At 63.4% G+C, this 11,585-nt stretch carries 14 protein-coding genes; 8 read left to right on the top strand and 6 right to left on the bottom strand.

The window, feature by feature from the left end; all coding sequences use genetic code 11:
* Positions 1-193: 193 nt before the first annotated feature.
* Together KEG38_RS54145 and KEG38_RS54140 are read left to right on the top strand one after the other, a co-directional pair.
* Positions 194-409 carry a hypothetical protein gene (locus tag KEG38_RS54145; RefSeq protein ID WP_272429028.1) on the top strand — a complete coding sequence of 72 codons (216 nt, stop codon included), beginning with the start codon at positions 194-196 and terminating at the stop codon, positions 407-409.
* Positions 410-490: 81 nt separating this feature from the next.
* Complete coding sequence (locus KEG38_RS54140; protein ID WP_272429027.1) at positions 491-1,177, top strand: helix-turn-helix domain-containing protein; 687 nt, start codon at positions 491-493, stop codon at positions 1,175-1,177.
* Between the two features lie 141 nt (positions 1,178-1,318).
* On the opposite strand, the gene KEG38_RS54135 is transcribed toward KEG38_RS54140, so the two are convergent.
* From KEG38_RS54135 to KEG38_RS56350, 3 genes are read right to left on the bottom strand one after another with little or no spacing between them, the layout of a single operon-like run.
* Positions 1,319-2,323 carry an ImmA/IrrE family metallo-endopeptidase gene (locus tag KEG38_RS54135; RefSeq protein ID WP_272429026.1) on the bottom strand — a complete coding sequence of 335 codons (1,005 nt, stop codon included), beginning with the start codon at positions 2,321-2,323 and terminating at the stop codon, positions 1,319-1,321.
* Positions 2,296-2,625, bottom strand: coding sequence for a hypothetical protein (locus KEG38_RS54130; protein ID WP_272429024.1), 330 nt, complete (start codon positions 2,623-2,625; stop codon positions 2,296-2,298). The genes KEG38_RS54135 and KEG38_RS54130 overlap by 28 nt, the downstream gene beginning before the upstream one ends.
* The gene (locus KEG38_RS56350; protein WP_272429022.1) at positions 2,618-2,851 is read right to left on the bottom strand and encodes a colicin E3/pyocin S6 family cytotoxin; all 234 of its coding nucleotides are present in this window, start codon (positions 2,849-2,851) and stop codon (positions 2,618-2,620) included. Before KEG38_RS56350 ends, KEG38_RS54130 begins: the two co-directional genes overlap by 8 nt.
* Positions 2,852-3,383: 532 nt before the next feature.
* On the opposite strand from KEG38_RS56350, the gene KEG38_RS54120 reads away from it, so the two are divergent.
* The 3 genes from KEG38_RS54120 to KEG38_RS54110 all read left to right on the top strand — a co-directional run bounded on the left by KEG38_RS54120 (position 3,384) and on the right by KEG38_RS54110 (position 5,844).
* Complete coding sequence (locus tag KEG38_RS54120) at positions 3,384-3,890, top strand: RNA polymerase sigma factor (RefSeq protein ID WP_272429020.1); 507 nt, start codon at positions 3,384-3,386, stop codon at positions 3,888-3,890.
* 4 nt (positions 3,891-3,894) lie between these two features.
* Positions 3,895-4,401: a hypothetical protein gene (locus KEG38_RS54115; RefSeq protein WP_272429018.1), complete on the top strand. Its 507-nt coding sequence runs from the start codon at positions 3,895-3,897 to the stop codon at positions 4,399-4,401.
* 519 nt (positions 4,402-4,920) lie between these two features.
* A complete protein-coding gene (locus KEG38_RS54110; protein WP_272429016.1) occupies positions 4,921-5,844 on the top strand; it encodes a hypothetical protein in 924 nt (307 codons plus the stop codon).
* Positions 5,845-6,455: 611 nt separating this feature from the next.
* Here KEG38_RS54110 and KEG38_RS54105 read toward each other — a convergent pair.
* Positions 6,456-6,896, bottom strand: a complete 441-nt coding sequence (locus KEG38_RS54105) for a hypothetical protein (RefSeq protein ID WP_272429015.1) — start codon at positions 6,894-6,896, stop codon at positions 6,456-6,458.
* A 472-nt stretch (positions 6,897-7,368) separates the two neighbouring features.
* Between KEG38_RS54105 and KEG38_RS56345 the strand changes: the two genes are divergently transcribed.
* Complete coding sequence (locus KEG38_RS56345) at positions 7,369-7,485, top strand: transposase (protein ID WP_372518254.1); 117 nt, start codon at positions 7,369-7,371, stop codon at positions 7,483-7,485.
* Here the strand turns inward: KEG38_RS56345 and KEG38_RS54100 are convergent.
* Together KEG38_RS54100 and KEG38_RS54095 are read right to left on the bottom strand one after the other, a co-directional pair.
* On the bottom strand, positions 7,449-7,589 hold the full coding sequence (locus KEG38_RS54100) for a hypothetical protein (RefSeq protein ID WP_272429013.1): 141 nt from the start codon (positions 7,587-7,589) through the stop codon (positions 7,449-7,451). The genes KEG38_RS56345 and KEG38_RS54100 overlap by 37 nt on opposite strands.
* Positions 7,590-8,063: 474 nt before the next feature.
* The gene (locus tag KEG38_RS54095; RefSeq protein ID WP_272429011.1) at positions 8,064-8,978 is read right to left on the bottom strand and encodes a hypothetical protein; all 915 of its coding nucleotides are present in this window, start codon (positions 8,976-8,978) and stop codon (positions 8,064-8,066) included.
* Positions 8,979-9,609: 631 nt separating this feature from the next.
* On the opposite strand from KEG38_RS54095, the gene KEG38_RS54090 reads away from it, so the two are divergent.
* A complete protein-coding gene (locus KEG38_RS54090) occupies positions 9,610-11,220 on the top strand; it encodes an IS1182 family transposase (protein ID WP_272429010.1) in 1,611 nt (536 codons plus the stop codon).
* On the top strand, positions 11,195-11,572 hold the full coding sequence (locus KEG38_RS54085; protein ID WP_272429008.1) for an IS4 family transposase: 378 nt from the start codon (positions 11,195-11,197) through the stop codon (positions 11,570-11,572). The genes KEG38_RS54090 and KEG38_RS54085 overlap by 26 nt, the downstream gene beginning before the upstream one ends.
* The last annotated feature ends 13 nt before the right edge of the window (positions 11,573-11,585 follow it).

Below are 11,585 nucleotides of genomic sequence, written 5' to 3'. Positions count from 1 at the left end.
CCTGCTCGTCGCTCGCGTTCCTGCCGGCCGGGGAACGCCTGGGAACGCCGGGAACGCCGGGCCTGCTCGCGAGCGTCGCCGGGGTCGAGGTCGGCGGGGTCGAGCGCGCCGGTCACCTCGAGAGGCCGTTGCGCAGAGAACGCAACCAAGGCTAGATCGCTGCCAAATCGGAGGCGCGGACACCTCAGACCGCGTGAAAGAGATCATGTCGAAAGGCAGGCAAACCCCGGAAGCCGTCGACTTCACAGTCGAGCACAACGGTGCGGAATATCGCGCAACGTACACGATCGAAGGGGGGGTGATGACCGTTCGTTATCGGGGGCACAGGAACGACGGCGCCCCTTCGGGCATACCCAAGCACGAATTTGCGCAGAGGCTTCTGCTTGAAATTATTAGAGATTTGACCTGATCAGTGCGGCACGCGCCCCCCGCTCGCGAATCGTGAACAGATCCGTTTGACGTTCACGACGCAACGAATCACACTGTTTCCATGGTTCGCTTCGACGCTCCGGACGGTGCCAAGTTCGCCACGTCTTGCCCCGGCGAGGGGTGGGTTTCCGTAGGCTGGACACGCCTTGACGCATGGCGGGGAGCTACGGGCTACCGGGAGCTCGCCGCGCGTCTCGGGTGTAGTCCGGGCCTGCTGACGGGCTGGAAACAAGGCCGAACGCCAGCGGCGCCGTACCTCGAAAAACTCGAAGCCCTGGCAGACATCCCCCCGATCGCGTGGTCCTGGTGGACACGTACCGGTGAGGGGAAGGCCGCGCCTTCCGCTACTTCGCGCACGGAAGCCCCGCGCACGGAAGCGGAAGCGCCGCCGTCGTCCGATGCGCCGCCCGTCCTCGGAACGACCGCGGAGGAGCTACGCGCGAGCGTCGCACGGCTGACGAAGATCCTTCAGGCGGGCAAGCTCTCCCCGGCGCAGATCGCGACGCTGGAAGGGAAGCGGATCACGGCCCTTACCGCGCTGGCGAAGCTCGAACAGACCGCATCGATCGAGAGTCACCCCGAGTTCGAGGGGGTCATGTCGGATCTCGTGGACGCGGTGTTTGACGCGATCGACGCGGCCGGGGTCGTGGTGAAGGCCGAGATCGGGATCGGGGCCCTGATCGCCGACCGTTTCGAGGCTCTACAGGCCAAGCGCCACGGGCGCGAGCCCCGACGAAACGCCGCGTAAACGGACCCGCAACGCGCGAACGAACGCACGGACGAACGCCGGAACGCGCGCGTCCGTGCGGCAAACAACGTCGAGCGCTGGACGTGCCACGTCCCGTGACCCCGCGCACGTTCTACGCGCTGCCTGCCGCGCAAGCACGGGTTAGCGAGCGGATTTCTTTACCGCCAACTCGTAAGCCGCCGCCTCCACGAACTCGTCGAATAACCTGTGTGTACGGAAAGCCCGTAAATCCTCGCGGCCGACGAACCGCTGACGTATCACCGCACAGATCCCAGCGTGGGAAACACTGCTGGATCTACTCATTGCATATCCAGCGATCCCCCTGACGATGCCGCGCCAAGAATTCTTTTGTTCAGAACCTTGGCAAACATCATCAAGAATGGAATTCAATATATCTTTCGAGCTACCCGCTGGTCGCGACACGGTAATGCTTTGGCCCTGCGGCAGTTCTACGGCGACCAGCATGCCAATGTCATAATCGACGCTCGTAATCAATGCTCCGGCTGCACGCATTTCCCGGCTCGCGTCTTCGCCCCATCGATCAGGCAAGCTCCAGTTGGAACGCGGGGCAACAGATCGATACTTAATACTTCCGTCAGCACTTACAATCATGAGAACGGTATCCGGTGGGCACACGCGCCCCATGCCCAGCACGGCCACAATGGGTGATACCTGCGATTCGTCGGCAAGTTTCAGGACGAAATCAGCCAGCGCACCACTTCGTTCCGATAAGCGTTGCTGCACCCATGCAATCGGAAACAGCAGTTCCGAGGCGAAACGATTGGCCTCTGCCTCCAGCGTCCGGAGCAAATCGTCATCGACGTGATACGATGCGTTTGCATGACAAAACATTGCTCCAACAGACCACGGAATGATCAAGTGCCCGATTTCATGGGCGAGCGTAAACCTTAGTCTCCTTGTGCTCGTCACATCGGACGACACCACGATCTTTGGCCTTGCGTTCGGGCGAGTGAGCAGCAGCGCATCCCAGCTTCCGGGAAAGCTCGCGTATTCGACATCCGCTAGTTTTCCTATGAGAGATTCAACAGGTACAGGCGGCGTAATCGCGTGCTTTTGGGCAAACAGTCTGGCGATGCGGCGCTCGGGCTCTAAGTCGTCTACAGGCGATTGGTCTGCTCTAGCCATTTTCGGATTGCCTCTGCCTCGGCTGGCGATGTTCCCCGCGCGGCCAGCGCAAGTGCGCTAGCTGCCGTGATTCCAACAAGCTGCTTGAGCGGGATCCCGTGCCGCTTAGCCATCAAAATGGTGCGTAGAGCTTCAGGTTTTTCGACGAATAAGGCGTATTCGTCGCGCGTGAGCCCCAACCACTCGTGCAATGGGCAATCGGCGTCGCTCTCGTGCCACGCGTCGATCTCGTCGTCGATCGTGTCGAGATCCAGAATTTCCCCGTCAAGCACGCGCTCGACGAATGTTTTTCGCTTAGACATCGATTGTTCTCCCTTTCACTGCATCCTTTATAAATTCGCCGGTCTCCGGGTCAACCGCGCCAAGGTGGCGGCCGCGCTTGTTGTAGACCTCTAGCTCTCCATGCAATCCATCCCATACATAGATGCGGGAGCCGTCACTGTTTGCCCATCGTGGTGCCCGCTCCCTTCGGGCCAAATGAACGAGCGCGCTTATGAATGCAGTTTTTGGAGGGGGAATGTACGTCATTCGGTTGGCTTCCGCGGATGTTGGTTCGTGTGTAGGGAAACAACCTACGCGGTGCGTTTGGATCCGGTGGCAGGATACCAGTGGGCAGCGATCCAAGACAAGATGGAAAGTTTCCAGCAGGGGATAGACAGCCTCGCCCATCGTGGTCTCGCCCGTGGGGTAGCAGGAGGCGAGCGCCGGCCATCTCCCCCGTCTGCCTCGCCCATCGTGGTCTCGCCCGTGGGGTAGCAGGAGGCGAGCGCCGGCCATCTCCCCCGTCTGCCTCGCCCATCGTGGTCTCGCCCGTGGGGTAGCAGGCGAGCGCCGGCCGGGCGAATAGCGGGCGAAAAATATCTGTCATCCGCCCCGATTGGCCCGTCCGCGCGTCGTGATTATGCGCGATCAAAGCCATATTGTCCCGCTCTAGGATCGCATTCCGGGATGGAGTTCTACCAAGAAAAACGTTCGTCCTTCGCTAAAATGGCTTGAACTCGCCACGTGAGCGCTCGTAGATCGAGGCTCGACCGCCCTACGCGGTCGGGAACGATGCACAATGCAGCGCAAGGGACCCGAGCGCCCGACGGGCGCGAGCGGGGCGGGATTCGTCCGCCTTTTTGCCAGAGAACGGCCGCGAATTGTAGCGAAGCTCCGCCGGCTCGGCGTGCACGAAGCCGACGCGGACGAGCTCGCGCAACGCGTGTTCTTGCAATACGCCCAGCTAAGCGGGGCGCCGCGGAACCCTGCCGAATGGCTCTTGCGAACGGCGTGGTTTCTCGCGATGAATTGGCGACGCCTCACCCGTCATAAGGTCGAGGTGCTCATGTCGGGGAGAGACCTGCAAAGGCACGCCCTCGACCCGTCGTCCTCGCCAGAAGAGCGCGCGGCGCTTGGGGAATGGCTCGATCGGGCCGAACGGCTGCCGCCCGTCGAGGGGGCCGCGCTGCGGCTCCACCTCGAGGGCTATTCGATCGAACAGATGGCGCGCAGGCTCGAAACCTCGCGCGCTACCGCTTGGAAACGATTAACCAGCGCCCGCAAGGCGCTTGTACGAGGAAGGTAATAGCGTGAAAAAGCAAGAAAACCACGACGCAAGGCTCCACTACTACCCCGACGGCCGGATCATGGTCGAGGTTCCCCACGAGATCGACGGGCGAACGGCCTTTCTCGTGTTCTTGCAGGAGCGGCCGGATCTGCACTTCGCAGGGTTCTTCCACGACGTTCCGACGGACCGACCGGGCCTCTTGCGACGCGAGAAGATCGCGCCCGGCGATGTCCCCAATTCGGACAACGTGCGGAATCGGGCGCGGACGATTGCGGGCCGCGCGATTGCGCAAGGTCCGCTACAGCGGCTCATCCGTGCCGTGGTCCGATGCTTCTACGGGGGCGCCGATTACTGGCATTGCCTGAACGACTGCCACGGCTTGCGCGACGTTGAGATCAAGGCGGACGATCCGCCGCCGTCGTCGGGGCCGATCTCGGGGGCTCCGCAGTCCGGGCCCGTCTCGACTCCGCCGCCCACCGATCGCAGCGCTCCGGGCGTCCCCTCGTCCGCGCGTCGCCCGTCGAGGTAGTCCGCCTCCGGAGCACGGTCCCGATGCAACCGGCGCGCGCTCGCGTCGATGTTCTGACATGAGCACGACGATCCGCGTCTACTTCGGTCCCCACCTTCACCCGCTCCGCGTCCCCCCGCTGCCCTACTCGGGCCTCGCTTGCGTGGAGAGCTCGCGTACACGTGCGGGCGGATTGTCTGGTTTGGCCTGTCGATCGGGAAGGGGTGAGAGACCCCGGGCGAGCTCTCGATGGTTCGCCCGGGCCATGGGAGCCGCCTACGCCTTGCGCCGCTTGCGGATGCTCGTGACGCCGGATGTCTGCCGATCCTGCGTCGCGCGACGGGGCCTCGCTCGAACTATATTCCCGGCGAAAAACTATCCTACTGGATAACCATGCACAGGCGATGTCGTCACTCTGGTGCTCTGCACCACAGTCGAATGGGCCGGATGTACCTGCGGGGAAGCACGGCAAACACGCGGACGAGATGCTACGATCCCGTTACGGCAGATGGCATGCCATTTGCTGTACTGAGCACTCGCATGACTCTCGCGGTAAATTCCCCCACAGTCCATGCCGATTTCCTATCGGATCTTCGCCAGCACTTCCTTCTCCGGTTCAACCTTCTGGATCCGGACCTCCGGCCTCACCCCGAGGAGGATACCGCGGAAGTCTGCGTGCGTTACTTCTCCGAGAAGCTCCGCCGGATCGAAGAGAGACCGCGCACTGTTGTCTGGTCGCGCGAACTTCGCGCGAAAGAGCTTCCCGAAGAGCTCCGCACTGCCCTGTTTGCAATAGAAGCCTCGTCTCTGGCCGGCCTCGATCTCAATCCGCACCTAAGCAAGACCATAAAGAAGGCCGGATACAACGATATGCTGCTCAATGATTGGGGCATCCATCACATGCACCTAGGGCCACCCTCGACTGGAACGGACTTCTTCGTGGGTCGCCGAGACGAGCTCTTGTTTGTCTGGCCAACAGTTGACAAGCTGTATTTCGTAGATGTGTTGGGGCACGGGCATTTTTCAGACGACACGCTGATCGAAACGACGCATCAGAATTGGCCGCACCTTTTGGAGCCTTATCGCTGTACGGACGTGGTAGTACCGGATCCGATTTCTTCCGAAGAACGCACGCTATTAAGGCGGCCCAGCAAATTCGGGGGCGGGTGCTTGCTCGCAGCGACAACGGTTCGCGACGGTACGGTCTATTTTACGCCTGGCGGTGGCTATTCAGTGGGAGGGACTAATCGCAAGGCGCGCGATGTTGCTTATTGTTATCTCAATGAGGCCAGTCGATGGCAGCAATGGTGCAAGAGCAATGCGTCAACGGTGTCGCAATGGGTCCACCAGCGGACGGGTAGATGGCTGCCAGAGCTTCGACTTAGTCTCCAGCTACTTTCAGACCAAATGATTGTCGTGGAGACGCAGACCCGGGCGCGCTTTTCGATACACTTCGGGGCGTGATCCTCAACTCGCCCGGGGGTCGGAAAGTGCGGCCTACGCCTTCCGCCGCTTGCGGGTGCTCTTGACGGCCGAGACGGGGGCATCCTGGCCTGGCGTCGGGGGCTCGCCGAGGAGAGCGTCTAGGGCTCGCACGGCGCGCCGCGCGCCTTCGATGTCACCCACTGCAATCGACGCGTCGAGGGCCGCCCGAACGGCCGCGGTTGCCTGTAGCAATGGGCTCGCCGGGGGGGCCGGCGTTCCCGTCGCCGGGGTTCCTGTCGGTCCCTCGGGTTCCTGTCGAGTAGCTGTCACGCTACCAGGGATCGCGGGGTTAGGCGTTCCGATCGGCTCGCCCGTCTCCCCCGGAAGGGGGCCGATTCCCGCGGGTTCCGGCTCGATCGGCTCCACAAGGTCGCAGCGGGAGCGGAAGCGGGAGCGGAAGCGGAAGCGGTCGCGGCCGCGCGGTGCGGGGGCGACGCCGGCGGAGGCGCGCCGCAGCCGGCCGCGGCCACGATCCATCCGACGAGCAACCCGAACCCTCGACGCACGTCGTTATTGTCGCGTTTTACCGCGGAAAAGGAAAGGGTTGCCTGTGCCCCCGTGCGCGCGCTCGTGCTCCGGTCGTCCTGCCATCACGGAGCCTTTGCGCTCGGCGAGCCGCACGCATCGAGCGCACGCTGGGTGAGCTCGTGAAGCGGTTCGGGCAGCGACGATAGCTTCGAGGTCGCAGGCAGTGGCCAGACGTCGCTGACGGTGAAGATTCCTGCATTCGTCGTATACGTATGGACGACGATCGCGTCGCCTCCGGTGAGCCGCAGGAAGTCGATCTCATCGTGAACGTCCATGTCGTATCGAATCTCGAGCGCAGAGAGGATGCGCTCTCGAGGGACCAAAAACTCCCTCGTGCGCTGCTCGCCGGGCATCACCGTGACCAGACCTTTGTCGGCTTCGCGCTCGCGGGCGTACGGGGAATCCAGCGGAACACTCGACGCGGTCTCTGCCGAATACCCTGACTGCGAGATCGCGCGATCGCAGTGAACGACGACGTCAATCCCCTCGACGTCGCTCGGCACGCGGATGGAAGCGCGTGCATGATCCCCGGGGGGCCGCGTGGCGGGACGAGAGCATCCGGAAGCCGCCAGCAATACCGCCAAACCGAGCCATATGGCACGCATCCGACAACTCTCCACAGGTCGCTCCTCCGGCCGATCCATGAGCCACGCGGCGCCGCCGACGCTAGCGCCTCCACGCGGTCGCGCGCAAGCCCGTGACATGACCCCGTGCTCTTGCGGCTTGTTATGACGTAGCGGCGCGAGTGCCTGCGCTGCGCGTGGTCGATCCGAGCCGAATACGTGACGATGAGCGCGTGGCCGTGGTGAAGGGATTGGACGTACATGCGGGAACGGCGATCGATGGTCGGGATCGGAAACGCGTGGAGCGGGTGTGCCGGTATCTGGTGAGGCCGCCGATTGCGACGGAGTGTCTCGGGGTTGTCGGCGAGAACGCCCGATACGAGCTCAAAAAAGTGTGGCGTGACGGGACGAGGTGCGTCGTGCTGGATCCCTACGACGTTTGGCTCGGGTATGCGCGGTGGTGCCGCCGCCGCATTTTCATATGGTGCGATTTCACGGCGTGCTCGCACCGAATGCGGCATTGCGATAAGAAGTCGTGGCATCGGCACGGCCATCGGCGCCTCTGCGCGTCGCGTCGTCCGAGCACCATTGCAGTTGCCGCTGTTCGGTGAGCTGTTTCATGTAGGTGGCCATTCTGAAGCGAACGGTCGCCGGAAGCCGTGGGCGTGGCTTCTGCGGCATGTATTTGCCATCGACGTGACGGTATGTCCGAAGTGCGAGGGCACGATGCGATGGCGAAGTGTCGCGCTCATACCGGATGCAATTCGCGTGCAGATTGGCCCGTGCAGGGCTCTCGGCGCGTGGACCGCCAATGCGCAAGAGGGTGCCTATTGGGCAACTCTGCTTGCCGTTTCCCAAGGCGCGCCGGCTGGGACAACAATAATGGGCGGCTTCGGTGAACGTCTCGCGCTCGCTGTTTGCAGGCGCCGATGCATAGGGTTGTTCACCCTAAGCGCCGGTGCGCCCATGTCGCCACGATCGACTGGAATCGTACCCTACAAACCATGCCCCATGCGGCCCCTGATGCCCGCCGAGGTGGACGTACCGCGCTTCGGGCACTGGATCCCCATCCGCGTGGAAGAAGGCTAGCTCTCCCGGGGTTCGCTCCTACCACGACCCGCCGAGCGCGGTGCGGAGCGTCGCGACCTTCCCTTCCTCGAAGCCGAAGCCGAGCGTGTCGTCGAGCGCGACGAGCAGACCGAGGCGCGCATAGAAGCCGCGCGTGGGTTCGTAGCTGAAATACGGCTCGAGGGCCGTCTGGGCCTTGTCGTCCTCGCGGGTCGGGAAAAACACGGTCTGCACGCGCAGGCCGCCGCCCACGCCTGTGGAGGCGCGCCCCGCGATCTCGCTGTGGGCTTCGAGGAAGAGGTGGGTGCGATCCGCCAGGTCCCCGACGGGGAAGGCGACGATGGACGCGATATCCGCGCGGTAATAAAGCGTGGGCAAGATGCGGAGCTCCAGGCCGCCGCGCCCTCGGGCGAGGATCGAATCGAGGAAGAACCGGTGCAGGTCCGCATAAGCGCGATTGCGGCTGGCCACGTCGTGGCGCATATGGATGTAATTGGCGAGGGGCAGCCACACGAAGTAATCGACGGTGGCGCTGCCCGAGCCGAGGATCTCCTCTCGGTCGGTGAACGAGGTCGGGACCGAGAACGTGCCGCCCGCGTGAAACGCGAGCCGTTCGCTCACTTTGCCCGCCCAGTGCGCGCCCAGGGTGAGGTTTCCCATCGTGGCCTCGGTCTCGCGCACGTCGGCGGGGGGGATCCGGTAATCCCAGACGGCCCAGGGGACGTCGAAATCGAGATACACGCCGCGGGCAATCTTCACCTGGCCCGCGACGCCCAAGGTGAGCGAATGCGCAGTCCCGAGCGCGGGATCGTCGTAGGACCAGACGTCGAACTCGAGGGCGACGCGGCTCTGCTGGGCTCTGGGAACCCAGGCGTCCCCGTCGGCGGCGCCTGCCATCCCGGGAAGGAGCAAAACGAACGAGACCGCGGATGCTGCCAGAAGCCGAGAAAACATGACGGTGAGCCTACCATTCGCGCGCCGCAGGGCAAACAAAGGCCTTCGGCGGCGCTGGGGACCGGCCCGACGAGCGTCGGAGCCTCGGCCGGGCACGGAGGAGCGTCGATCGCCGGGCCGGACGAGAGGATCACGGACCCGTCCACCACTTGCGGGCTCTTCGGCCTGCACGTGTCCGAACGCGTTGCGGATGGTCCCGCCCAGGCAGGCCACTTCCCGGCCCGGCGCCACCCGGTAGCTCGGGCCCCCGCCCATGCTCCCTCCGAGGTTTACACTGCGACTGTGATGCCAAGTAGGTGGCTCGAATGCAGGCACAAGAAGCCGCAATTTTCGCACTGTGCGACCACCATAGGTATGTGGGGTACCCGAGTTGACCAGCATGGTAGTCCTTCGTCGCAACGATGTAGTACAGATCCTCGTAGAGGCCGATAGACCCGGCGCTGCACATCGGGCATCCATTGTTGAGCTTGCTCTCCAACGCCGATCTTGCTGCCTCTCGGGGAGATTCTCCTAGAACGTCGATCAGTTCAGAACCACGAGCAGTTACAAACACTTGCGTGGAGATGATCGACAAACCGGCGTGGATGTGATCCACTCGTCCGGGCTCGCCCAGCCGACCGAGGGATCCGCCATGTCGACCTCCGTACCCCGCTGGAATCCGAGCACGACGACCACCCAGGAAGAGCAGGCCATGCTCGACCACCTGGGCAAGCGAAGGCGCATGTACGCCTTTTTGCGGCTGAACCGCGAAAGGCTCTTCGACGATGCCTTCCAGGACGAGCTTGCGGGAATGTATCGAGAAACGGGCGAAGGCAAGACGCCTGTCGCCCCCGCGCTTCTCTGCATGGTCCTCCTCTTACAGGCATATACCGGCGTATCGGATGCCGAGGCTATCGACAACACGAGGTTCGACCAGCGATGGCAACTCGTGCTCGGCACGCTGGGCGCCACGCGGCCTGCATTTGCGCAGGGCACGCTGCATGACTTTCGCCAGCGCCTGATCGGGCACGACATGGACCGTAGGCTGCTCGACCGCACCGTCGAGCTCGCGAAAGAGACCCAGGCATTCGACTGGAAAAAGCTGCCCAAGACGCTCCGGCTGGCCGTGGATTCGCGCCCCCTTGAAGGCATGGGCCGCGTCGAGGACACCTTCAACCTGCTCGGGCATGCGGCATTCAAGCTCTTGCGTGGGGCTGCCAAGCTGCTCGAGCGCAGGGCCGAAGAGATCGCAGCGTGCGCTGGCGCGCCCATGTTTCTCGCGCCGAGCGTCAAGTCCGGGCTCGATATCGACTGGACCGATCGCGAGCAGAAAGCCGAGGCGATCGGCGAGCTCCTCCGGCAGATCGATGCACTCGAACAATGGATACGAAGGCAGGCCGGCAAAGCCGTTGAGGAGTCACCCCTCAAGGAGCTCCTCGATGTCGTCGAGCAGCTCCGCACGCAGGATCTGGATCCTGAGCCGCCCGGTGGGGGAGGCCCCCGTATCCGCGAAGGAGTCGCCAGGAATCGACGCGTCTCGGTCGAGGATCCAGAGATGCGCCACGGTCGCAAGAGCAAGACCAAGCGATTCAACGGTTACAAGCAGCATATCGCGAACGACCTGGACACCGAACTCATTCTGGCGTGCTCGATCACCCCAGCCAATCGTCCCGAGGGAGAAGGCGCTGCTGGGCTGAAGGAAGACATTTCTCGGTCGCCGCGACGCGCTGAAATGGGAGAGGTCCTCGTCGACCGGGCGTACGTGGACAGCGAGCTTGTCGTGAGCGCGGAGAAGAACGGTGCGACGGTCCTCTGCAAGCCCCGAAATTCGACGAATGGCCCGCTCTTCTCCAAGTTAGATTTCAACATGAATTTCCGACTCTGGACCATCACGTGTCCCGCAGGTCAGACGCAGAAGCTCACCTCAGGTGGGCTCGTGCAATTCAACCCGGCAACCTGTGGGCCGTGTCCCCTCCGAGCGCATTGCACGAAGGCCGCGAACGACGCTGGGCGAACAGTGAAGATTGCCGATGACGAGCAGCGGCAACAGCGTTTCCGGAGGCTCGTCCAGACAGCAAGCGGGCGCGAAGCGCTCCGAAAGCGCGTGCATGTCGAGCACCGGCTCGCCCACCTGGCAGCCAAGCAGGGGCCGCGAGCACGCTATCGCGGCACGCGCAGGAACCTCTTCGACCTCCGCCGCTACGCAGCCTTCCTGAACCTGGAAGCGATCGAGCGGCGTGGCCGAACGGCTATCGCCGCGTGATCATGATGGAAACGAACTGAACGACGCTCTAGCAGCCATCGCCGCACGGACAGAACGTCTCAAGCACCTGGCGCGCACCCGACCGGACCTACCCGCGACCGAAGAGCTCGCGACGCACGAGGTCGACGCCTTGGTGCTGCTGAAGCGAAAACGAAAGAAGAAGAACGAGCAGATCCCCGATGGGATCCCGCCCATCGCGCTCGCCGTGCAATGGATCGCCGAGCTCGGCGGCTACACGGGCAAGTCCTCCGGAGGACCCCCCGGATCCGTCACCATCAGCCGCGGGCTCGAACGACTGGCACCCGCAGCAGAGATGCTACGGGTGCTCAGGGAGAATGGGCTCGCGAGATGAGACCAATGCTCAG

The organism is Polyangium jinanense, from assembly GCF_028435265.1.
GTDB lineage: Bacteria > Myxococcota_A > Polyangia > Polyangiales > Polyangiaceae > Polyangium > Polyangium jinanense.
This window is presented reverse-complemented; position numbering and strand designations above follow the sequence as displayed.

Bases quoted from the DNA above. Each gene is read 5' to 3' on its own strand.
- KEG38_RS54110 (WP_272429016.1), top strand. From the start codon at position 4,921: ATGACTCTCGCGGTAAATTCCCCCACAGTCCATGCCGATTTCCTATCG.
- KEG38_RS54120 (WP_272429020.1), top strand. From the start codon at position 3,384: ATGCAGCGCAAGGGACCCGAGCGCCCGACGGGCGCGAGCGGGGCGGGA.
- KEG38_RS54095 (WP_272429011.1), bottom strand. From the start codon at position 8,978: ATGTTTTCTCGGCTTCTGGCAGCATCCGCGGTCTCGTTCGTTTTGCTC.
- KEG38_RS54140 (WP_272429027.1), top strand. From the start codon at position 491: ATGGTTCGCTTCGACGCTCCGGACGGTGCCAAGTTCGCCACGTCTTGC.
- KEG38_RS54100 (WP_272429013.1), bottom strand. From the start codon at position 7,589: ATGGCCACCTACATGAAACAGCTCACCGAACAGCGGCAACTGCAATGG.
- KEG38_RS56350 (WP_272429022.1), bottom strand. From the start codon at position 2,851: ATGACGTACATTCCCCCTCCAAAAACTGCATTCATAAGCGCGCTCGTT.
- KEG38_RS54130 (WP_272429024.1), bottom strand. From the start codon at position 2,625: ATGTCTAAGCGAAAAACATTCGTCGAGCGCGTGCTTGACGGGGAAATT.
- KEG38_RS54090 (WP_272429010.1), top strand. From the start codon at position 9,610: ATGTCGACCTCCGTACCCCGCTGGAATCCGAGCACGACGACCACCCAG.
- KEG38_RS54135 (WP_272429026.1), bottom strand. From the start codon at position 2,323: ATGGCTAGAGCAGACCAATCGCCTGTAGACGACTTAGAGCCCGAGCGC.